This window comes from Shewanella sp. SW32 (assembly GCF_025653365.1).
GTDB lineage: Bacteria > Pseudomonadota > Gammaproteobacteria > Enterobacterales > Shewanellaceae > Shewanella > Shewanella oncorhynchi.
Window position 1 is genome coordinate 111,138 of record NZ_JAKKSJ010000001.1, and the last position, 22,769, is coordinate 133,906.

The 22,769-nt window shown below is 46.8% G+C and carries 15 protein-coding genes; 9 read left to right on the forward strand and 6 right to left on the reverse strand.

Features of this window, described 5'->3' with window-relative positions; all coding sequences use genetic code 11:
• Positions 1–10: 10 nt before the first annotated feature.
• The 5 genes from L5M28_RS00455 (at position 11) to L5M28_RS00475 (ending at position 10,236) form a co-directional block, all read left to right on the forward strand.
• Positions 11–5,896: a beta-ketoacyl synthase N-terminal-like domain-containing protein gene (locus L5M28_RS00455; RefSeq protein ID WP_263202147.1), complete on the forward strand. Its 5,886-nt coding sequence runs from the start codon at positions 11–13 to the stop codon at positions 5,894–5,896.
• Positions 5,897–6,015: 119 nt separating this feature from the next.
• On the forward strand, positions 6,016–7,662 hold the full coding sequence (gene pfaD, locus L5M28_RS00460; RefSeq protein ID WP_263196756.1) for an eicosapentaenoate synthase subunit PfaD: 1,647 nt from the start codon (positions 6,016–6,018) through the stop codon (positions 7,660–7,662).
• A gap of 355 nt (positions 7,663–8,017) precedes the next feature.
• Positions 8,018–8,194, forward strand: coding sequence for a DUF1328 family protein (locus L5M28_RS00465; protein ID WP_028760636.1), 177 nt, complete (start codon positions 8,018–8,020; stop codon positions 8,192–8,194).
• Positions 8,195–8,217: 23 nt separating this feature from the next.
• On the forward strand, positions 8,218–8,412 hold the full coding sequence (locus tag L5M28_RS00470) for a hypothetical protein (protein ID WP_028760637.1): 195 nt from the start codon (positions 8,218–8,220) through the stop codon (positions 8,410–8,412).
• A 144-nt stretch (positions 8,413–8,556) separates the two neighbouring features.
• The gene (locus tag L5M28_RS00475) at positions 8,557–10,236 is read left to right on the forward strand and encodes a diacylglycerol kinase family protein (RefSeq protein WP_263196757.1); all 1,680 of its coding nucleotides are present in this window, start codon (positions 8,557–8,559) and stop codon (positions 10,234–10,236) included.
• A 50-nt stretch (positions 10,237–10,286) separates the two neighbouring features.
• On the opposite strand, the gene L5M28_RS00480 is transcribed toward L5M28_RS00475, so the two are convergent.
• The 3 genes from L5M28_RS00480 to L5M28_RS00490 form a co-directional block, all read right to left on the reverse strand.
• Entirely contained in the window at positions 10,287–10,946 is a 660-nt protein-coding gene (locus L5M28_RS00480) for a hypothetical protein (RefSeq protein ID WP_263196759.1), read from the reverse strand.
• A gap of 213 nt (positions 10,947–11,159) precedes the next feature.
• A complete protein-coding gene (locus L5M28_RS00485) occupies positions 11,160–12,236 on the reverse strand; it encodes a major royal jelly family protein (RefSeq protein WP_263202085.1) in 1,077 nt (358 codons plus the stop codon).
• Positions 12,237–12,345: 109 nt separating this feature from the next.
• A complete protein-coding gene (locus L5M28_RS00490) occupies positions 12,346–13,716 on the reverse strand; it encodes a sigma-54 interaction domain-containing protein (protein WP_263202086.1) in 1,371 nt (456 codons plus the stop codon).
• A 246-nt stretch (positions 13,717–13,962) separates the two neighbouring features.
• Here L5M28_RS00490 and L5M28_RS00495 point away from each other — a divergent pair, with 246 nt between their 5' ends.
• On the forward strand, positions 13,963–14,418 hold the full coding sequence (locus tag L5M28_RS00495) for a hypothetical protein (protein ID WP_028760642.1): 456 nt from the start codon (positions 13,963–13,965) through the stop codon (positions 14,416–14,418).
• 294 nt (positions 14,419–14,712) lie between these two features.
• Positions 14,713–15,267, forward strand: a complete 555-nt coding sequence (locus tag L5M28_RS00500) for a BON domain-containing protein (RefSeq protein ID WP_105249747.1) — start codon at positions 14,713–14,715, stop codon at positions 15,265–15,267.
• A gap of 249 nt (positions 15,268–15,516) precedes the next feature.
• On the opposite strand, the gene L5M28_RS00505 is transcribed toward L5M28_RS00500, so the two are convergent.
• The 3 genes from L5M28_RS00505 to L5M28_RS00515 all read right to left on the reverse strand — a co-directional run bounded on the left by L5M28_RS00505 (position 15,517) and on the right by L5M28_RS00515 (position 18,180).
• Positions 15,517–15,921 (reverse strand): DUF3224 domain-containing protein, encoded by a 405-nt coding sequence (locus L5M28_RS00505; protein WP_263138089.1) that lies wholly within the window; start codon positions 15,919–15,921, stop codon positions 15,517–15,519.
• A gap of 129 nt (positions 15,922–16,050) precedes the next feature.
• Positions 16,051–16,827: a hypothetical protein gene (locus L5M28_RS00510; RefSeq protein ID WP_105249748.1), complete on the reverse strand. Its 777-nt coding sequence runs from the start codon at positions 16,825–16,827 to the stop codon at positions 16,051–16,053.
• 213 nt (positions 16,828–17,040) lie between these two features.
• Entirely contained in the window at positions 17,041–18,180 is a 1,140-nt protein-coding gene (locus tag L5M28_RS00515; RefSeq protein ID WP_263202088.1) for a polysaccharide deacetylase family protein, read from the reverse strand.
• Between the two features lie 331 nt (positions 18,181–18,511).
• On the opposite strand from L5M28_RS00515, the gene L5M28_RS00520 reads away from it, so the two are divergent.
• Both L5M28_RS00520 and L5M28_RS00525 read left to right on the forward strand, forming a co-directional pair.
• On the forward strand, positions 18,512–21,148 hold the full coding sequence (locus L5M28_RS00520; RefSeq protein WP_263202090.1) for a TonB-dependent receptor: 2,637 nt from the start codon (positions 18,512–18,514) through the stop codon (positions 21,146–21,148).
• A 69-nt stretch (positions 21,149–21,217) separates the two neighbouring features.
• The gene (locus L5M28_RS00525) at positions 21,218–22,768 is read left to right on the forward strand and encodes a tryptophan halogenase family protein (protein ID WP_263196763.1); all 1,551 of its coding nucleotides are present in this window, start codon (positions 21,218–21,220) and stop codon (positions 22,766–22,768) included.
• Position 22,769 lies beyond the last annotated feature (1 nt).

Here is a 22,769-nt window from a genome sequence, read left to right on the forward strand (position 1 = left end):
TACCGTGCCTATGATTTTGTCAAAAAGTGCGTCAAAAAGCGCATCAAAAATTGCGATTGTCGGCCTCGCGACTCAGTATCCTGACGCCGATAATCCTCAAACTTTCTGGCAAAATCTGCTGGATAAAAAAGACTCTCGCACCAAAATCAGCCGCGAGAAGCTCAATGCCAATCCCGCCGATTACCAAGGTGTGCAAGGTCAGTCTGACCGTTTTTACTGTGATAAGGGCGGCTACATCCAACACTTTGAGTTTGATGCCAAGGGTTATCAACTGCCTGAGTCCGCCTTTGACGGGTTAGATGAAAGCTTTTTATGGGCACTCGATTGCAGTCGTAAAGCCCTGCAAGACGCAGGGATTGCCCCAAGCGATGCAGTACTGGCGCGCACTGGTATCGTAATGGGAACCTTGTCGTTCCCGACCGCCCGCTCCAACGAACTGTTTTTGCCTCTGTATCATCAAACCGTTGAAAAGGCGCTGCAAAACAAACTTAACCAAAGCGCTTTTCAACTGGCTGATTTTAACCAAGCTCACGCTGGAGAAGCGTTAAACGTCGAGCAAGCATTAAACGTCGCCAATGGCGCCGTTGCTCACACAGCTTCAAAGCTAGTCAGCGATGCACTCGGTTTAGGTGGTACTCAGTTAAGCCTGGACGCCGCCTGCGCTAGCTCGGTTTACGCACTTAAACTCGCCTGCGATTACCTGACCACAGGCAAGGCCGATATGATGCTTGCGGGCGCAGTATCGGGCGCAGATCCCTTCTTTATCAACATGGGATTCTCGATTTTCCACGCCTACCCTGATCATGGAATCTCGGCACCCTTTGATAGCAACAGCAAGGGCTTATTCGCCGGAGAAGGCGCAGGGGTGTTAGTCTTAAAACGCTTAGAAGATGCCGAGCGCGATGGCGATAACATCTACGCAGTCGTCAGCGGCATTGGTTTATCGAACGACGGTAAAGGCCAGTTTGTATTAAGCCCCAACAGCAAGGGCCAAGTTCAAGCCTTCGAGCGCGCCTATAGCGCGGCAAATACACTTCCTGCCAATATCGAAGTGATTGAATGCCATGCCACGGGCACGCCGCTTGGGGATAAGGTCGAACTCGCCTCGATGGAGCGCTTCTTCGAGGACAAACTCGCTGGCTCTGCAGTGCCGCTGATCGGTTCAGCAAAATCCAACTTAGGCCATTTACTCACCGCCGCAGGCATGCCGGGGATCATGAAGATGATTTTTGCCATGCGCTCGGGCCGACTGCCGCCAAGTATTAACTTATCAGCGCCGATATCTTCGCCTAAGGGCTTGTTTAGCGCAAAAAATCTGCCAACTGAATTGCATGCTTGGCCAGATAAAGCCGGCAATGACCGCCGCCACGCCGGTGTTTCCGTGTTTGGTTTTGGCGGCTGTAACGCGCATTTGTTGCTGGAATCCTATGCTGCTAATACAAACAAAAAGAGTGAACAAGCCGCAGTAAGTTACCAGCATACGCCATTAAATATCATTGGTTTAGCATCGCACTTTGGGCCTTTATCCTCCATTAATGCACTGGATAACACGATAAGCGCAAAGCAGCATGCCTTTATCCCGCTGCCCGCTAAACGCTGGAAAGGCTTAGACAAACACCCTGATATTCTGGCCAACTTTGGTTTAAGCGGAACTGGCCTCGCAGCCGCACCACAGGGCGCGTATATCGACCAGTTCGATTTTGACTTTCTGCGTTTTAAAGTGCCGCCCAATGAAGATGACCGCCTGATCTCCCAGCAACTGCTGCTAATCAAAGTGGCTGATGAAGCGATTCGTGATGCCAACTTAAAGCCCGGTGGCAAGGTTGCTGTATTAGTAGCGATGGAAACTGAACTGGAATTACACCAGTTCCGTGGCCGCGTAAATCTACACACTCAACTGGCCGACAGCCTTAAAAAACAAGGGATAACACTCACACAAGCTGAGTATCTCGCCCTTGAAAAGATCGCCATGGACAGTGTGCTCGATGCCGCCAAACTGAACCAATACACCAGTTTTATTGGCAACATCATGGCGTCACGTATCGCATCCCTTTGGGACTTTAACGGCCCAGCTTTTACCATTTCGGCGGCGGAGCAATCGGTCGCCCGCTGTATCGATGTGGCCGAAAACCTGTTGTCCCAAGAGTCCTTAGATGCCGTAGTGATCGCCGCCGTCGATTTAAGTGGCAGTTTAGAGCAAGTGATCCTTAAAAACGCCGTATCGCCAGTGGCATTTACTGCCACTGACGCAGGCTGGAAAGTCGGTGAAGGTGCTGGCGCGTTAGTGCTCACAACAGCGCAATCAAGTGCAGCCCAGCCAAGTAATGCCGCTGACAATGCTAATGCCAATAGCAGCTATGGCGACAGTTATGGTCACATCAGCGGCCAAGTATTTGGCGCGATTTGTGACATACAAGGTAATAGCAACACTGTGCGTATTTGCGATGACTTGCTAACCCAAGCCAAGGTGAATAGCAGCCAGATTAGCTTGATTGAAACCAGTATTGCGGTTGAGCAACTTGCCGATTCAGAGCAGGTACTCAATACCCTGCTGCCGAGTGTGAGTGAGCGCAGCCAAGCCGCTGATACCCTAGGCCACAACTTTGCCGCTGCGGGAATGGCGAGTATTTTGAGCGCGCTGCTTCAGCTTAAAAATCAGGTGCAGCTTAAAAATCAAGCGCAACTTAACAAGCATTCTTCTCAAGCTCAGCAGCACGCGCTCGTTGCCACGTTTAGCCAAGGTAAATGCTCGCAGTTACTGCTCAGCCAAAGTGCCACGCAAGCATACAATTTGCAGCAAAGGCTTGAACAAGATTTAACGCTTTCTGAGCAAAAACACTTAATAAAACAAGTAACGCTCGGTGGCCGCGATATCTATCAGCATATCCTAGATACGCCGCTCGCAGGCCTTGATGCTATACAACAAAAAGCCCAAGCCATGACAGCACTGCCAGCGCGCAGCCAACGCAAACATTTGGCCCAAATAGCGAGCAAAGACACGAGTCGCTTTGCAACAAGCAGCCCAACCACGGCTCAACAAAAAGAGACATTAAGCAGCATGCCAATGAATGCCCTAAGCACCAATAAAAACGCCACTCAAGCAGAGCTAAAAGACGCGGCATTTTTAAGCAATCAGCAACTCGCCCGTGAAGCCCATTTAGCCTTTTTACAAAGCCGTGCTGAAGGCTTGAAACTAGCCGATGCCTTGATGAAAGCCCAGCTTGCCAGCGAGTTAGCCGTCAATGGCCAAGCTGCGCCAGTACAACAGCAAGCCATTGTTCAGGCATCTGCGACAGCGGTTCTTCCACATCCAGTGCTTTATCCCAATCATGCAAAAGTGCCTGAGTACACGCCGCCAACACCGATAAGCAAGCCTTGCATTTGGGATTATGCGGATTTAGTCGAGTACGCCGAAGGTGATATTGCTAAAGTATTTGGCCCAGATTATGCCATTATCGACAGCTATTCGCGTCGTGTACGCCTGCCAACGACTGACTATTTGCTGGTATCTCGGGTAACGAAATTAAACGCCCAGATGAACCAATATCAGCCTTGCACTATGACCACGGAATACGACATTCCTGTGGACGCGCCGTATTTGGTCGATGGCCAAATCCCTTGGGCCGTGGCGGTCGAATCGGGTCAATGCGACTTGATGCTGATCAGCTACTTAGGTATCGATTTTGAAAACAAGGGCGAGCGCGTTTATCGCCTGCTCGATTGCACCCTGACCTTCCTTGGCGACTTACCGCGCGGTGGTGACACCCTGCGCTACGACATTTCCATCAATCACTTTGCCCGCAATGGCGATACCTTGTTGTTCTTCTTCTCCTACGAATGTTTCGTGGGTGACAAGCTGATCCTTAAAATGGATGGCGGCTGTGCCGGCTTCTTCACCGATAAAGAACTGGCCGACGGTAAAGGCGTTATTCACACCGAAGCTGAAATCAAAGCGCGCAACCTCGCCTTGAATAATCCGAATAAACAGCGCTTTAATCCGCTGCTTGATTGCGCGCAAAGCCAATTTGATTACAGCCAAATCCATAAATTGCTCGGCGCCGATATCGGTGGCTGTTTTAGCGGCGCCCATGCGGCGCATCAAGCCCAACACGGTTTGCAGCCCTCTTTGTGTTTTGCCTCTGAAAAATTCCTGATGATTGAACAAGTCAGCAATCTTGAGGTGCATGGCGGCGCATGGGGCTTAGGTTCAGTTCAAGGCCATAAGCAGCTCGAAGCCGATCATTGGTATTTCCCATGTCATTTTAAGGGCGACCAAGTGATGGCGGGATCATTAATGGCCGAAGGTTGTGGTCAATTACTGCAATTCTTTATGCTGCATATTGGTATGCACCTCGGTGTTAAAGATGGTCGTTTCCAACCGCTCGAAAACGCATCACAAAAAGTGCGTTGTCGCGGTCAAGTGTTACCGCAATCAGGCCTGCTCACCTATCGCATGGAAATCACCGAAATCGGCATGAGCCCGCGCCCCTATGCGAAGGCGAATATCGATATTCTGCTCAATGGTAAAGTAGTGGTGGATTTCCAAAACCTTGGGGTGATGATCAAAGAAGAAGCCGAATGCACTCGTTATATTACGGATAACGATACGAATACTTCACTGATTACAACCACAGCAGCCGCGCCGCTGATGGCGCAGCTGCCCGATTTAACTGCGCCAACCAACAAAGGCGTAGTACCGCTTAAGCATGTAGCTGCGCCCGTCGCGCCAGCGGATTCAAAGTATGCCAACCGCGTGCCCGATACCCTGCCGTTCACGCCGTATCACATGTTCGAATTTGCCACGGGCGATATCGAAAACTGCTTCGGCCCCGATTTCAGCATCTATCGCGGCCTAATTCCACCGCGTACGCCCTGCGGTGATTTGCAGCTCACGACTCGTGTCATTGCGATTGACGGCAAACGCGGCGAGCTGAAAAAGCCATCATCGTGTATCGCTGAATACGAAGTGCCCGCAAACGCTTGGTATTACGCTAAAAACAGCCATCATGCTGTGATGCCCTATTCTGTGCTGATGGAAATATCACTGCAGCCAAACGGCTTTATCTCAGGCTATATGGGTACCACCTTGGGCTTCCCCGGCCAAGAGCTGTTTTTCCGTAACTTAGACGGTAGCGGTAAGTTGCTGCGCCATGTGGATTTACGCGGCAAAACCATAGTGAACGACTCACGTCTATTATCGACTGTGATTGCAGGTAGCAACATTATCCAGAATTTTAGCTTCGAGCTAAGCTGCGATGGCGAGCCTTTCTACCAAGGTAAAGCGGTGTTTGGTTACTTCAAGGGCGATGCGCTGAAAAACCAACTCGGCATAGACAACGGCAAGATCACTCAGCCTTGGCATGTGCAAAATGGCATAGTAGCCGATAGCCAAATCAATCTGTTAGATAAACAACATCGCAGCTTTAATGCACCACAAGGTCAGCCACATTACCGTTTAGCGGGCGGTCAACTTAACTTTATCGACAAGGCTGAAATCGTGAAAGCCGGTGGTAAAGCGGGCCTTGGCTATTTATACGCCGAGCGCACCATTGACCCGAGTGATTGGTTCTTCCAATTCCATTTCCATCAAGACCCTGTGATGCCAGGCTCATTAGGGGTTGAAGCCATTATTGAGCTGATGCAAACCTATGCGATTGACCAAGACCTTGGTGCGGGTTTTAAGAGTCCAAAATTTGGCCAGATATTGTCGGATATCAAATGGAAGTATCGCGGCCAAATTAACCCATTAAACAAGCAGATGTCGCTGGATGTGCACATTACCAGCGTGACAGACGACAATGGCAAACGCATCATTATGGGCGATGCCAATTTGAGTAAAGATGGCCTGCGGATTTATGAAGTCAAAGATATCGCCATCTGTATTGAAGAAGCTTAATGCGGTAAATTCTATTTATTGAATCACTTAAAAATAATCCTGCCGCTGCGTTGGCTTTTTACACCCGAACTTTTTACTCAAGTAATAGCAACGCAGCAGCATTAAAAACGAGACCCAAGATGACTAGCCATACTCTAGATCAATTCAATAGTAATAACGAAAAACTCAGCCCTTGGCCGTGGCAAGTCAACGATGCAGCGCTGAGCTTTGATATCGACTCATTAGGCAAAAAACTCAAAGATTTAAGCCAAGCCTGTTACTTAGTCAATCACAGTGAAAAAGGCTTAGGCATAGCGCAAACGGCCGAAGTGACCACCAGTGACAGCCAAGCGCCATTGGGCTCACACCCTGTCAGCGCCTTTGCCCCTGCCCTTGGCACCCAAAGTTTAGGCGACAGTAATTTTCGCCGCGTCCACGGTGTCAAATACGCTTACTACGCCGGCGCTATGGCAAACGGTATTGCCTCGGAAGAACTGGTTATCGCCCTTGGCCAAGCGGGCATTTTGTGCTCATTTGGCGCGGCGGGGTTAATTCCATCCCGTGTTGAAGCGGCCATTACCCGCATTCAAGCAGCGCTGCCCAATGGCCCTTACGCTTTTAACTTAATTCACAGCCCAAGCGAGCCCGCATTAGAGCGCGGCAGCGTTGAGCTGTTTTTAAAACATAAAGTGCGCACGGTCGAAGCCTCGGCATTTTTAGGTTTAACGCCGCAAATCGTCTATTACCGCGCCGCAGGTTTGAGCCGCGACGCACATGGCGACATCGTCATTGGCAACAAAGTTATCGCCAAAATCAGCCGCACCGAAGTCGCGACTAAGTTTATGGAGCCGGCGCCTGCCAAAATCCTCCAGCAATTAGTAAGTGATGGCCTTATCAGCCAAGATCAAATGGCGATGGCGCAACTTGTGCCAATGGCGGACGACATAACAGCCGAAGCCGACTCTGGCGGCCATACCGACAATCGTCCATTGGTCACGCTATTGCCGACAATTTTGGCACTAAAAGATGAAATCCAAGCTAAATATCAATATAAAACGCCAATCCGTGTTGGCGCAGGCGGCGGCGTCGGTACACCCGATGCAGCATTAGCCACCTTCAACATGGGCGCGGCATTCATCGTCACAGGTTCTATCAACCAAGCTTGCGTCGAAGCGGGCGCCAGCGAACACACCCGTAAGTTACTCGCCACCACAGAAATGGCCGATGTGACTATGGCGCCTGCCGCCGATATGTTCGAAATGGGCGTGAAATTACAAGTGGTTAAGCGCGGCACTCTGTTCCCGATGCGCGCCAATAAGCTTTATGAAATCTACACCCGTTACGACTCGATTGATGCCATCCCTGCGGACGAGCGTAAAAAGCTCGAAGAGCAAGTGTTCCGCTCATCACTCGATGACATTTGGGCTGGCACAGTCGCCCACTTTAACGAGCGCGATCCCAAGCAAATCGAGCGCGCGCTGGATAACCCAAAACGTAAGATGGCATTGATTTTCCGCTGGTATTTAGGTCTTTCGAGCCGCTGGTCAAACACAGGTGAAGTCGGCCGCGAAATGGATTACCAAATTTGGGCAGGCCCAGCGCTAGGTGCATTTAATGCTTGGGCGAAAGGCAGTTATTTAGATGACTATAAGGCCCGTAATGCGGTGGATTTAGCCAAACATTTAATGGTGGGCGCGGCGTATCAATCCCGGATTAACTTGCTGTTATCCCAAGGCGCGAGCATTCCAGTTAGCCTGCAGCGCTGGAAACCATTAAATCGTTTTTAAACGTATTTAGCTCCTATCATCTTGTATTATAAGATCATAATATCTTCAAGCCGACACAAACTCACAGTGTCGGCTTTTATTTGTCTTTACTTATGGACGACATCAGCTCACAGTCTTTGATTCAACGTATTAGGCTGAAACTCTTACCGAAGCTTAGGTAAAAATTGCCTACCCCTCTTTTAATTCACTCACACCATTTTAAATAAAATGATTTAAATTATATTTAAAATCAATTAACTACTTAAAATTTTTAAAGTTGGCATTAAGATCGCAATCAAGTAAGAGCCATTAGCCGTTACCTTACAAGTGACACAAACGGTCATGAGAAGGATTAATACAAGGGCAGGAGGTTATTATGCTAGGTTGGACATTAGTATTTCTAGTTGTTGCCGTGATTGCCGGGTTGTTAGGATTTGCTGGGATTGCTGGCGCAGCGGCGGGAATAGCGAAAATCATTTTCTTCATATTTATTGTGTTATTAGTGATTTCTCTGCTGATCAATGCCCTTAAGGGTAAATCACCGCGACTATAATTTTTTTAGAAAAGGAGATAGATATGAAACCATTTACCCTGATGACAAGTGCTGCATTCGCATTATTACTCGCCCTAGGTTTAACGGCCTGTAGTGATAACAAAGCCGAAGACGCGGGCGAAAAAATCGATGAAGTAATGACTGATACAGGTAATGCCATCGAAGATGCCTGTGAAGAAGTCAAAGAAGGTGTTAAAGCTAAAGATACTAAGTGCTAAACAAACCTCACTTTAGGGTGGCAATAGACTCGTCTACTGCCACCCTTTTGGTTTAGACTCGCTCATTTCTGCATCTCTCATCTCGACATCTATCCATTCAAGTGCAACGATTTTAACCAAGAACAATGGCATTGGAGGACTTGCATGCTAACGAAGATCCACATCAAATATTTGTACACTGCAGGTGCAGTATTGTTAGCCTATTTTGCAGTAACAGACACTTCTCCCCTGCTCACTTTCATTTGTGCATGGACAAGTCTGTCACTGTTTTTAGTCGGTTCAGCCTATTGGTTTAATCTCGCCAGTATTTTTAGAAAACGCCAAGATGGCACTATTCCTTGGTATATTCGTTGGGGTTTTATTCCCTTTTTATTAGGCAGTCGACTCTATAATCACTGGGCCAGAAAATACGATTCAGTACCGCCCATGCAGAGGATTGATGAACATCTGTATCTCGGCTGTAGACTCTTTTCCGCAGATCTGGAAACGATTAAAGCCAATAAGATCACTGCCATTCTGGATGTCACCGCTGAATTTGATGGCTTAGATTGGTCGCAATTTGAAGATCATATCGAGTATTTAAATATTCCCATCCTCGACCATAGCGTACCGACCAGCGCCCAACTCAATCAAGCCGTTAACTGGCTGCACCGCCAAGTGCGCGCCAATAAACAGGTACTCATTCACTGTGCTATGGGTCGTGGCCGCTCAGTGCTTGTACTCGCCGCTTATTTGGTTTGTAAAGATAAACAACAGCACTTCGCCGAAGTACTGCAACAGATAAAGCAAATCCGCAAAACCGCTGGCTTAAACAAATGGCAATTACGCGCGCTAGATCGCATGCTCAGTCAAGGGAAAATTAACATCCACAAAGTGGCGTGGATTATCGCCAACCCAGTTTCTGGTGGCGGGAAATGGCAAGAATACCGCGAGCAAATCCAAGATGAACTCAAAGCCTATTTTGACCTGACTTTAAAACTCACAACAGCAGACGAAACCGCAAATGTCTTCGCCGAGCAAGCCCGTAATGCAGGCGCTGATATCATTATCGCCTGTGGTGGCGATGGTACTGTGACTGAAGTGGCCTCTCAAATCGTCGATACGGATATCGTCTTAGGCATCATTCCTCTTGGCACAACTAATGCCCTCAGTCATGCCCTCTTTGGTTTAGGCAGTAAGCTTATTCCTATCTCTCAGGCGCTGGATAATATTATTCAAGGGCATTGCCAAGCCATTGATACCGCGCGTTGTAATGAGGCGTTAGTGTTGTTGCTTGTAGGCATAGGGTTTGAGCAACAAATGATTGAATCCGCAAACCGTGAGCGTAAAAATGCTCTCGGCCAGTTTGCCTACCTCGATGGCTTATGGCGCGCAGTGAATGCCGATATCACTTTAACCATCCAGCTCAGCTTAGATGATGCAAAACCCACAACATTGACGACCCATAGCCTAATCGTTGCCAATGCCGCACCGTTTACCAGCGTGTTGGCGCAGGGCGATGGCGAACCAAACATGACCGACGGGTTGCTCGACATTACTTGGTTGGATGCTGGCGATGAACCCAAAGAGCAGTTGCTTAGCCTCGCTGAATTAGCGATTGCAGGATGGATGAAAGAAGGCAATAAAAATGTGCGAGATCAACAAGCGAGTGCAAGTAAAGTCCATCATGCCCATGCTAAAAAGGTCACTATCAGCAGCCAGCCTAAGTGTAAATATGTGATTGATGGTGAAGTATTTGAGCCAGCGGATCTCACTATTGAAGTCCAGCCAGCATCTCTTAAAGTGTTTGTTCCTTATCAGGAAACCACTGGGCAAGATGAGTGATCGTTGTGGAGGACATCCAGCCTAACTTTTTAGGCTGGATGACTGAGCATTTATAGAACGAACAAAAAATATAAAATATTCAACAAAATAAATATAACCAGCAGAACCAGTACCCGCATGAAATTAAATTCACTACCTTTGGGAAGTGATTTTTGAGTGGTGTTACTAAAATCCTGAAATTTACAGTCTATTGCCTGCGCACATTGCTGCAACGCTTGTTGTAATTCCTTTCTATCAGTGCTGTTAGCCAATTTTAGTTGCGCGCCCTTAGGCTGCTGCAATTGTAGATAAGCGAGATAATGCTCAACGATATCTTCTGCTTGGCGATTACGCTCGAACTGGTGCCAATGGGTTGTTTGCAGCAGATAGAGTTGCACGGAGTGAATATCCGAAAAGGCATAGGACCGCCAGCGCCATAAGCCAAGCGATTTGCCATTAATAACGCCTTTGCCAAGCCACAATTGTTGTCGTTCGACATCTAACCAACACTGTTGCTGAACAAACGCAGTCGGTAACACGGGTAACAATAGAAACAGTGTTACCCAGCCGAGAACGAGCTGTAGTATCGGATCGGGTTGTAAATAGGTTGCTCTGGCGCAGAGTAAACCAAGCAGTAATAACCCAGCAGCAAACAGCCATAATAGAGGTCGGTACTGAGTACTCAGAGTTTGAATATAAAATGCATTTTTAGAAGGTTGATTGAATTTCACTGAACTTGTTCCTTGTTCCAAAAATTATCTCACCATTCAATATTGACCTGTGCCAGTAACAATAAGAGGCATTGATAGTTTGCACAATCAACACCTAACTCATTTCTAGACGCTTTCGAGTTAAACCAAAGACTCACATCAACGTAAATAAACAGTTGCGATATAACTCATACTGCAAATATAAGCTGCAACTTTGCAGTTGCAGCTAAGGTGTTATTGACCCGCAGCAGTATCCTCACCGGTCCAGAGTCGCATGATACGGTAAGGCGGTTTGGCGGTTTCGGCTTTTCCATTAAAGGCTTTTGCTTTATGCAATTGATTCACTGAAATATATAACCAGCCTGTTTCACCAAATTGCACACTATCTGGAAAATCCAGTAGTGGAGAACTGACCGCTGTTGTTAGCGTGCCTTTGTTATCTAGCATGGAAATGGCATTGTGGTTCAAATTGGTAAAGTAATGATTACCTTGTTTGGACGTTGCTGCGCCATCTGATACAGGCTTAGCTCCGACTAATTTTACCGTGGCGATAATTTTATCATCGTTGCCTGTTTGTAAAGCCGCAGTCGATAACTGATACCAGTGAGTGCCATTCATTGCACCATAATAGAGTGTACTTCCGTCGGCAGATAAACTGATTGGATTGACCGCGACACTGGCGACTTTGCCATTAAACAATGTTGTTTTGTTATCTATGTTCATTACTGCATCCGTTTCGGCCTGCAGCGAGCTATGACCTGAAAAACGTATTGTATGACCATCGTCGATACGCACCGCTAAGAGGCCAGGGTTGGCGATATCGGCTAAATAAATCCAGCCTTTTTGTGAATCGACAACCAGATCCTGCATAAAGCTGCCTTTAGGCGCGAGAGTTTGTGGTAGGACGATTTGTTTATATAGACTGCCGTCCTTAATGTTAAATCCCCAAATCCTTGTCTGGCCTAATTCTAACCCCATATCTGCGGTCCAGAGGTGTCCAGCCTTGTCCTGAGCAATACCTAATAAGGTATCAAATTGAGCAGTATTGGCTGTCGATGTTTTTTGCAAATCCATTGAAGGCCAAGCTTTATAAGCGTTGGTCTCACGATTAACTTCAATCAATTGCAAACCTGATGGTGTATCAAATGGATGTACTGTGGCAAAAATCCGACCTTGTGCAGTGACGCTGACATTGCCAGGTCGTATTGGCAATTCAGCGACTGTTTCAAGACTTCCTACTGCTGGGGTGGCGTTCACAAAACTACTGGCTGTCAAAGAAAGCCATAATGCTGTTGTTAATAAGTGTTTCATATTCTATCTCCGCTTTTTCTGTTTAAGGGCTGTAGAATAGGAGTTATTATTTACAAAAAAAAGAGTATAAAGTTTAGCTCTGTTTCAATATTAATTTGATAATTAATGTTTATTCAGCAGTCGTTTCACCGGTCTCGACTTGCTGCTCGTACTTGCTGAGCTTGTTGTAGAGGGTTTTAACGCTGATCCCCAGTTGTTCGGCGGTATCCGTTTTATTACCCTGAGTGGTTTCTAGTGCTTGATAAATAGCGATTCTCTCTAAATCATCTAAGCGCATGCCTTGGGGGATAACAACTTGTTCACCACCACATAAACCCACTTCATTCGTCTGAGGTAGCTGTAAATGGCTGGGTAAAATATCCTGATCGGCCAGAATATAGGCTCGCTCAATAGCATGTTTTAATTCGCGCACATTACCAGACCAAGGGTACTTAGCAATCATCTGAATACAGTCTTCAGCTAAGCTCTTATTCTGCTTTTCGGCCACGTTACGATAGGCAAGAAAATGCTGCGCAAGCCCAATAATATCCTCGCCACGTTCCCGTAAGGGCGGAACGCGAATGGGAAACTGAGCCAAACGAAAGTACAAATCTTCTCGAAATAACCCAGCCTCTATCGCCACTATGGGATCACGGTTAGTCGCTGCCACAATACGTACGTTTGCACGTTGCACTTTGTCGCCACCCACAGGACGATACTCGCTATTTTCCAACACTCTGAGTAACTTCACTTGATGATCAATCGGCATTTCAGTGACTTCATCGAGAAACAAGGTTCCGCCTTCAGCCTGTTCAAATACGCCTTTGTGATCGCGATTCGCCCCCGTAAATGCACCTTTGACATGACCAAACAGCTCACTGTCGACCAATTCAGGGCTTAATGCACCACAGTTAATTGCAATAAAAGGCTCGTTTACCCTAGGGCTGGCAAGATGTATGGTATTAGCAACCAGTTCTTTCCCGACCCCACTTTCCCCAATAATCAGCACATTACTGCCTGTAGCAGAGACGCGACGAATTGTGCGGTATAGCTTGTGCATAGGAGCTGATGAACCAACAAGCAAACCGTATTGGTCTAGCTCGCTAGCAAAAGGATGCAGTCGATTAGGCGATGACGCTAAATACTGTGCAAAATCAGCAAAAATTTCGCTGATTAGCGGCATATCGTAAGGTTTGCGAAAGTGGTAACCAGCAAAATGAGACATTAACTGATCAAGATTAGGGTTTGGCTGACCATCGGAGAGAAAAATAAACTCAATATTTGACATGGGCGCATTATCCAGCAGCACAAGGTAATCTTCACGACTAAGACTGGATAACTCAATAATGGCAACATCGACGTGATTTGCCCCTAGCTGCTCTATCCAAGGCAAGTCATCGACACTGCGTAGCTTATTAAAGTCAGCAGCGCCAGCAAGTTCGATGATTGCTTGCTCGGCGCCAACATCCTGCAAGTGATAAAAAAGTGTCAGTCGAGCCATGCGTATCTACTCCCTGTATGAAAAACTACTGTATGTCAGTCATGAAATTTTAACAACAGCAACGGTAATAGTTGCCGATGTTCTAAGATGATATCTCGATGAACTGAGAATATCAGTCTAAAAATCAGCCTGTTAAAATATCATTAAAAACGAGAACAGAATATGCATGGTAGCTGAACGAAACAAAATCAGTTTACCCAAGCAGTTAAACAATCTATGTCGAACACTGGCATTAGGAGGCCCATAATGAAGTCTAATGTTGTGCAACATCAGACTGATATCCGCGCCGATATCATGTTGATCGATGAAATCATCAAGCTGAATCAGGAAGGACTCACATTTTACAACCAAGCGAGGAGGTATGTCGAAGACTATAATCTTAAGCGTGTTTTTTCCGCCAAAGCTAACATCCACCAACGAATGTTAACTCGGTTTGAACAGCTGAGACGTTTGGCTGACGAGCCAATTAATGGCCTAAGTCACACCGTGCCCGTCACTTATACTCAAGCAACAGAATTGCTGCAACAGTGCCAAATCTCGCAGGCTATGACCGCCCTTGTCGATATAGAGCAGCAAGTGCTAATCCAAATAAAACAAGCAGTAAGGCAAGCGCATCAGCCACAACTTGCAAACCAACTTGCAGAGGGTGCCGCTTGGCTGCAAATGAGTTACGACGGTACGGGATCGCTCAATCACCATTAATTCCCTGTCGCTAAGTGAGCCATATTTAACCGACTCCCCTCCACTTTTACTACAGACATAATACCGCACTGATGAGTGCGGTTTTTTATGCTCGAATGATGGCTCAGCATGCCAGAAAAAATTACATTTTGTCGGTAAAAAAGACCGACCAAAAGGAAAACGCTAAGGTATAAAAACGCCAAATAAAACAATTAAAACAATTAAAACAATTAAAACATTAAAAATCATTACCTTAAAAACATTGGCACGATTGGCGCATTATCTAGCTTCGAGAAAACAACGGAGGATATGATTATGAAAACTACAACAGCATCAGTACTAGTGGCTTTACTTGTCGGTTCAATCAGTTTAAATGTGGCTGCCGCCCAAGATTGGAAAGGCGGAACCAAGGATGCGTGGATCGATGGTAAAGCAGAAACCACTTTACTGCTCAACACGAATCTCAATTCCTTCGACATCATTACAGATGTCAAAGATGGTAAAGTGACGTTAACAGGTAAAGTGGAAAGCAGTGTGGATAAAGCCCTCGCCACAGAGCTCATCAAGAGTTTAGATGGGGTGAAAGATGTCGATAACCAACTCACTGTGATGAATGAAAAAGAAGGCACCAGTGAAGTTGTTGCCACCTTAACTGACTCTAAAGTTGCCACTGTCATCAAAACGCGTTTACTGTTTTCAACTGACGTATCCGGCACCCAAATTAATGTGGATGTTGCCAATGGCATAGTGACATTGAAAGGTGAAGTTGCCAGCGATGCCGAACGTCAACTAGCACTGAAAATTGCCGAAAATACCGACGATGTGAAAAAGGTCGTTGATAAAATTAAAGTTGTTAAAAAAGTGTCTTAACTCTCGCGACAACGGCATTTTTTAAATTAAACGTATTTTAAGTAACAGCACGCCGATCTAGACTCAAGGTTCGATAGTGCTTTATGAAAAAAGAATCAAAAAAACCAGCCTCAGCTGGTTTTTTTATGTCCATTTTCAGACTCAATCGAAAAGACTTACTCACTTAAATTAAGAGGAGTGAATTAAGATGACTCGAATGATCATAAAGGAGAAGAGTTACAGAAAACTGAGCTAAAACGCAGGCGTTACTCAAGCTTCAAAGCCAAACTGGAATGCATAAAAATGTTGGCCATTCTCAATATTGATGGTCATAGTGCCAGTTAACCCCAGCAACTCCCCCGCCCCAGAATGGGGTATCACTTCTAAGATCAGACGATTTTGTCCATCGGTCATAATGCCAAAATGTTGTAATACAAAACTGCCCTGCTTACCGCACAAATTACCAACCACTTGTTCAATAGCCACATAGCCAGCTGAGCCCTTGACTGACGTCATAGCACTGAGCATTTCCCCTTTGCTGCGCCCCTCAAGCTCACCATAAAAGGTTTTATCTAAGCCCATACGCCCTAAGGTCACACCACCAATGCCAGTAGCATAGGGGCTATCTGGAGTGAGCTTAACATCAAATTTCCCAGTGATTTTGCTAACTTGCATGACACTCTCCTTGTCGAAATCTTATGCTGACCTATTACCTGCTAACGCTTGCTATTGAAGCAAACATCACCCACAGACCGAAAAACAACTTAGCATAAGCCTGCGCAGATCCATAATGGCATTTACACGCTACTTATGTATGCTGGTCTCACTCACTACCATCTCTATGGTTTTGACTATTTCAGGGCTTTCAGACATAGGTTGGTCAGACGCTCTATCGCGATAAGTCACAGCAATTTTGAATGGGGCTTCAAAAGGATAAACAGGTTCAATACTATCCACTTCGATTCGATCGCCAAGCATGACACTGCCTAAGTGTTTCAAGCTATTGTGTTTAAAATCCAGATTAAACAATCCAAGATACCAAAATACGCCTGAACCTTGAGTCGTCACAATAAAGGGCGCCACAAAGGGCATAGTTTGCATTTTAGGATCATCTTGAATCGGTGCGTCACTTTGGGTGTCCGGCTCTAGAGCGGGATCGAAATTTAACGGTGTAATGCGCAAGTAATCGAGTAATGCTCGACCTTTTACCTCACCATCTTGGTAGTCGCCCATAGCAAACTCTGTTTGCTTGATCTTAATAAAATGTGTCAGTGCAACGGACTTGCCGCCCTCAGGCAGCGTTATTTCAACAGGATTGGCGGTATTTAAGCTAAAGAGTTTGAGCATCACTTCCGATGCATTCGCCACAGGCTTTACCTCAAAAGGTGTCACAGTTTCGATCTCATTCGCCTGAGCCTGAGTTTTTTCATGCGCCATGGCTTCATCGTATTGCATCACCTGTCCATCTTCCATCACCATATAAATATCATCATTGGTCATGTTGAAACGGTAAATACCCGCAGCAAGTAAGGCTAATACCACTAAGGTTGCCGCTATGGTTAATTTTACAAACGTACTCATCTTCTCTCCCCAATCGCGCTCGTTATGCGCTACTTTTCTAACACCGATAAACTTCAAATCAATGTCGGAGCAGTATTACAGATACTGAGTTAAAGCGAAGTGGGTAAAGTGTAGAAAATGCCGCTATTTTGAATTTTGTCAGGCTAAGTTCAGCAACATGCCTTTTACTCGACCAATATGATGGGCTGAGTAAATACTCAGCCCAATACATCACTACTTTTCGTTTTTCCACAAGGCTGGGGTTTGGCTTGGTTGCCAATTGCTTTGGGAGAAATGCGCTTGCACTAAGGAATAGATTTTATCTTGATAGGACACAAACTCAGGTAGTTGATAATTATGCTGATCCTGCCAAGCAGGGGCATAGTTATCTAGCGTATCAAAACGATACCCTTGACGTTGAGCTTCTTCAACAAAACGCTTAATTTTAGGCAAGTTGATGGTTGCACCTTGTCCGCGGTGAGCATTCTCAAACAGGAAGTCGTGGGTCAAGATCACCACTTTACCGTCGTGCAAACCATCGCTGCAATCTAAGTTCTGCGTGCGACTGTTAAGAGGGTTCATTGTGGTGCCCGCACAGGTGTTGATCACTTGATTGACTTTTGCCACCAGCTCAACCCCATCGGCCATAGATTCAGCAGGAAAGGCAACCCCCCAATCCTCAGGTCCCCAATCTAGATCCCAGCCAAATATTTTATAGTCACTCTCGGCGAGCATGTTTTGAATTTGCACCGCAACTTGCGAACTGTTGGTCGAGGTTTCTGCGGTACAAGCAAAAGCTGGGTCCCAAGGCGGCACAGTATCGGATGTCGCACACAAGCCGTCGCCTTTGAGTTTACTGGTCACTCGCCAACCATTGGTGTAAGGCAAACGTGCCAACTTAGTCATCTTGTTATTGGGATAACTGGCGGCATTAGGAATAAGTTCAACCACTTTGGCCGTGTTCGTCACAAAATAGGTGAAATCGGTGGCCGCATCTTGATAGGATTTTACAGGCCAGAGTCCAACTTGATTACAATATGCCGCCCCAGATTGCACGCCATCAGTGCAGTTATGCAGCATATGATCGTAACTGTGGTTTGCCAGAATATGACCATCGTCTAGCAAACGTTGTAGGGCGACAGCCGCTAATGCCTCGTTTTCATCTCCTTCGCCATACATATGAAACGCATTAATAAAGAACGTCGCCTTAATATTGGCATCCTTTAACGCATCTAACAGCCCTAAGGTCGCGTCAATTGGACCATCATCAAAGGTAAGGTAAATGGTTTTATCGCTGGCGTAGGCCGCACTTAAGCCAGTACTCAAGCTCGCAACACAAAGCCCAACTGCAACGGCTATCGATTTCAGTTTCATGATTTCATCCTATAAATAATTTTTAAAGATGAATAAGTTAGTTCTCTTTACGCACTGGTTAATTCATAACCTGTAGACAGCGAGTTCACTCATCCGTTTAGCTTATCTATAGTGAGTAATCCCGCCGGCATTAGTTATACCATCCTAGCAACAAGCCATACTTTTCTACGCTAAGTCGATAAATCCTGCCTTTGCACCCAGTTAACCATCCCCTTCAAAGACAATAGAAAAATACCAATCCTAGTGTGAAAAGTACCGCATCAACAATTCGATAACAGGTAAGTTAACTGGAGAAAAAAACAACATAAAAGCACTACAGGGATGCAATAACATGTCAGAAGGTCAACTATTTAAGAGCTCTTTGCTCGCATTATGTATCGCTAACGCCTTGTTCGGGATGAGCTCAACCGCAGTCGCGGCGGAGCAACAAGAGGCAACAGCAGAAAATATTGAGGTAATCCAAGTACGCGGCATACGTCGCTCGATTGAAGCCTCAATGAATACCAAACGCTTCGCCGACTCCACGGTCGATGCTATCACCTCGGAAGATATCGGTAAGTTTCCCGATAAAAATATCGGTGATGCGCTGCAGCGAATTTCTGGGGTGACGGTCGATAGGCAATACGGTGAAGTGAGTGGGGTCACCATTCGTGGTACAGCGCCAGAACAGAGTCGTATTTTGCTGAACGGTCAAACCGTTGCGAGCACCTCTTGGTATGATCTTGGTCCTGCCACTCGTACCTTCAACATGGAATTATTGTCAGCCGAGCAAGTCAGTGCGGTTGAAGTCCACAAAACGCCAACCGCTAGCCTTGAAGAAGGTGCGCTGGGCGGCACTGTCGATCTCAAAACCCGTAAGCCCTTAGATCTCGATGCCCACACCTATCAAGTCGCTGGCGAGCTGAGCCAAAGCAGCCTGTACGATGAAACAGATCCGAGTGGATCTTTCGTCGGAAGCTGGAAAAATGACGATGAAAAGTTCGGCATTTTAGGCGCCTATTCAGTAGAGAAAATTACCAGCGGCCGCCAAGTACTGGAATCGCTCAGCGGTTATTATGAATACTTCGCTGCCGATCCTGCACAAGACCAAGAATCAACTGTCGGGGCGTGGGGGATTGGCTCACAGGCATTTAGGGCCGAACGCGAACGGACCAGTGCCCAAGTCACACTGCAATTTGCACCGACTGAAAAAACAGAGTTCACTTTAGATTACTTTAATTTTGAACTCGATATCCCCCACGTAAACCATAACTTCTTAACCGTTGGCGCCCGCGGTTCGGGCTCCACCAACGTAGTAAATAACGCCCAAGGCGGCACAGCATCGGCAACAATTCTGCCAGCGTATGCGTCGATTATTTATAACCCTGTGGTACGCCACGCGGTTAATATGAAGTCTGACGTACTCAACTTAACCGGAAAATACGTCGGGGACAGTTTCACCCTTAGCGGCGTCATTGGCCAATCGACCTCAGATGGCGGCACCCAAGGCGGCTCATCTTCTTGGTGGATCCCTGCGACGGACCAAGGCGGCAAAATTGGCGATCCCGCCTTCCCTAATGGTCAAGGCAGTGTAGATGGTGGCTTTAGTTACGATGCCACAGGTCCCTATCAAGTGGTGCTCACGAGCCTAGATGCCAACGATGCTAGCCAGTTCAAGCATGCGCAGGAAGCCAACTACGAAACCACAGTGCAAGATCATAAAGTCACCTACGCACAGTCTGACTTCGAATATCAACTCGATCATGATTTTATTAATAAAATTGCGGTCGGGATTAAGTACAACACCAGTGATTTCGAGCGTAATGCCTTCAACCGTAACCCCGCAGAAATCCTAGGTTTCGTGCCCAATGGCAACCTAGCCAACTGGAGCGATGGCGTACTTTCTGGCCTGCATTCCCAGAGTGGCGGCAATGTACTCGACTCCTATGCCAAGTTAGATGAAGACAAATGGTGGGCGTTTATCAGCGAGAAATACGCCAATGGCGAGTTAGTGGAAGTCGCCGATCTCGGTAACACCTTCTCTGTCGAAGAGGATATGTTGGCCCTGTACGCCCAAGCGGATTTTAGCGGCGAATTCTATCGTGGCAACTTTGGTTTGCGTTACGTTAACACAGACCAAACCTCAACTGGTTTTGCCGATGGCAAGCCCTACAATGAATCCGTCAATTACGATAATTGGCTACCGAGCATCAACGTCGCCTTTGATCTGCAAGAAGATCTAATCCTACGTGCCTCGGCTTCTGCCGTGATGGCGCGTAACAACTACAGCGATCTTAAACCTGGGTTAGCGATAGCGAAAAACTTTGGTACTGCGACCGGCGGTAATCCCAATTTAAAACCCTATAAGGCGAACCAAGCCGACCTTGGCATCGAATGGTACTTCACTGAATCTTCTATGCTGTCGGCAGCCTTGTTCTACAAAGATATTGATAACGTAGTGTTTGTCACTGAGTCGACTCAATACATTGAAGGTTGCGGCGCGTCAGAATCCGAGTGGGATAAATGCCGTGTCACAGCCCCAGCCAACGGCGGTAGCGGCTCAGTGACTGGGCTTGAAATCCAGTTACAACATAACTTTGAAAGCGGTTTTGGCTTCTTAACCAACTACACCTATGTTGACAGTAAAAGCACTCGCCCAGATGGCACCGAGCAGATGATTGAAGGCGTATCAGAAAACTCCTTCAACGGCTCACTCTTCTACGAAGATGATCTGTTCAGCGCCCGTATCGCCTATAACTGGCGTTCAGAATACTTAGGCGTGGGTAACATTCAAAACGTGTTAAACGACAGCTATCAACAAGTCGATGCCTCGATTATTTGGCATGCGATGGAGAACTTAGATGTTTCACTCGAAGGGGTAAACTTAACCAATGAAGTAGTGCAATCCTATGATGTTAAATATGGATTGACGCAAAACACCATCGAATTTGGTTCACGCTATTTCGTCGGTGCCAGCTACAAATTCTAAACTTGAGTCACAGCATAGCCGACCTTAGGGTCGGCTTTTTGCGTTGATAATGCAGAGGGGGGATAAACCATGAAAGTGAAGCAAGCCATCAGAAAAATCATTATCTTAGGGGGTGGCACCGCAGGTTGGATGGCAGCGGCAGCCCTCGCGAATAACCCCGTATTTGCCGCCATTGAGCTCTGTTTAGTGGAATCGGACAACATAGGCACCATAGGCGTTGGTGAAGGTTCAACGCCACACTTAAAACGCTTTATGGACAACTTAGGCATTAGCGAAAAAGATTGGATGGAACAATGCCACGCCAGCTATAAAACCGGCATCGATTTCATCAATTGGAATGGCGACGGGCAGCAATACTTTCACCCCTTCTATTGCCAAATGGATGTGAAACCCGCTGAAGTTTTCTTTATCAACGCCAATGCAAGACGCCGCGGTCATGGCAGTGCAGTAAAACCCGATGCGTTTTTCTCCAGCGGCGTACTGGCGAAACGCAATCTCAGCCCAAGGCCGAATAAAGCGTTGCCCTACGCTAACGAATATGGCTATCACTTCGATGCCACTGAACTGGCCAACTACTTAAAAGAATACGCTTGCCAACGCGGCGTAAAACACCTCATCGGCGATGTCATTGAAGTTTCAACAACCCAAAACCAACATATAGACGCCTTAATGCTGGCGAATGGCGAACGACTTAACGCCGACTTTTTAATCGATGCCAGCGGTTTTAGCGCTAAGTTAATTCATAAAACCCTAGGCGTACCCTTTCAATCCTTCGCCAATGAACTGCTCAACGACAGCGCCGTCACTGCTCCTGTACCAGCATTAATGGACTCCACTCAAACACAGCAAACCCATGATCTACAAAACCATGCATTGCAAACCCAAGCACAGCAAGCCAAGTACCATACCCGCGCAACGGCGCTCAGTGCGGGCTGGCTATGGCAAATCCCACTCACCCACAGGCTTGGCAATGGCTATGTTTATAGCAGTCGCCACCTCAGTGCCAATGCCGCGGCCAAAGAATTATTGCACAGTGTTGATCTGCCTGAATCAACCCAAGTACGGTTTCTCAAGATGCGGGTCGGTGTCAGTGACAAGGCTTGGCACAACAATGTGTTGGCGATAGGACTCGCGCAAAGTTTTATCGAACCACTCGAAGCCACGTCCATCATGATGACCCAATTTACCCTTGAAAAATTTATGTCGTTATTCGAGCGCTATCAATTGAATAAGCAGGCAGAGACCTTAAGTCGACAAACACTCAATCAGGCGGTCATGCAGTTAGTGCTCGGCATAAAGGATTATATTCAGGCCCATTATGTCACCAGCCAGCGCAGCGAACCCTATTGGTTGGCGGCGAGAAAAGTCACCATTTCCCGAAGGCTGACGCAACTATTGCAAGCTTGGTATCAAGGGGAAGACTTTGATTTACTGCTTTACCAATACGATCAGCAACTCGCCTACTTTCGCCCTTCTTGGTATGCGCTGTTAGCGGGAATGGATTACCGCGACCCAAAACTGAAGCGCCCATTTGAGCCGATTTCAGCGGAGATCACGGCGCAAGCGATACGCTACAGCCAAACCTTAGTGGAGCAGTATTTTCAACCTAAGCATCCGTGAT

Excerpts from the sequence above, each read along its gene's own strand:
- L5M28_RS00455 (WP_263202147.1), top strand. The coding sequence starts at position 11 with ATGATTTTGTCAAAAAGTGCGTCAAAAAGCGCATCAAAAATTGCGATT.
- pfaD (WP_263196756.1), top strand. The coding sequence starts at position 6,016 with ATGACTAGCCATACTCTAGATCAATTCAATAGTAATAACGAAAAACTC.
- L5M28_RS00465 (WP_028760636.1), top strand. The coding sequence starts at position 8,018 with ATGCTAGGTTGGACATTAGTATTTCTAGTTGTTGCCGTGATTGCCGGG.
- L5M28_RS00470 (WP_028760637.1), top strand. The coding sequence starts at position 8,218 with ATGAAACCATTTACCCTGATGACAAGTGCTGCATTCGCATTATTACTC.
- L5M28_RS00475 (WP_263196757.1), top strand. The coding sequence starts at position 8,557 with ATGCTAACGAAGATCCACATCAAATATTTGTACACTGCAGGTGCAGTA.
- L5M28_RS00485 (WP_263202085.1), bottom strand. The coding sequence starts at position 12,236 with ATGAAACACTTATTAACAACAGCATTATGGCTTTCTTTGACAGCCAGT.
- L5M28_RS00490 (WP_263202086.1), bottom strand. The coding sequence starts at position 13,716 with ATGGCTCGACTGACACTTTTTTATCACTTGCAGGATGTTGGCGCCGAG.
- L5M28_RS00495 (WP_028760642.1), top strand. The coding sequence starts at position 13,963 with ATGAAGTCTAATGTTGTGCAACATCAGACTGATATCCGCGCCGATATC.
- L5M28_RS00500 (WP_105249747.1), top strand. The coding sequence starts at position 14,713 with ATGAAAACTACAACAGCATCAGTACTAGTGGCTTTACTTGTCGGTTCA.
- L5M28_RS00505 (WP_263138089.1), bottom strand. The coding sequence starts at position 15,921 with ATGCAAGTTAGCAAAATCACTGGGAAATTTGATGTTAAGCTCACTCCA.
- L5M28_RS00510 (WP_105249748.1), bottom strand. The coding sequence starts at position 16,827 with ATGAGTACGTTTGTAAAATTAACCATAGCGGCAACCTTAGTGGTATTA.
- L5M28_RS00515 (WP_263202088.1), bottom strand. The coding sequence starts at position 18,180 with ATGAAACTGAAATCGATAGCCGTTGCAGTTGGGCTTTGTGTTGCGAGC.
- L5M28_RS00520 (WP_263202090.1), top strand. The coding sequence starts at position 18,512 with ATGTCAGAAGGTCAACTATTTAAGAGCTCTTTGCTCGCATTATGTATC.
- L5M28_RS00525 (WP_263196763.1), top strand. The coding sequence starts at position 21,218 with ATGAAAGTGAAGCAAGCCATCAGAAAAATCATTATCTTAGGGGGTGGC.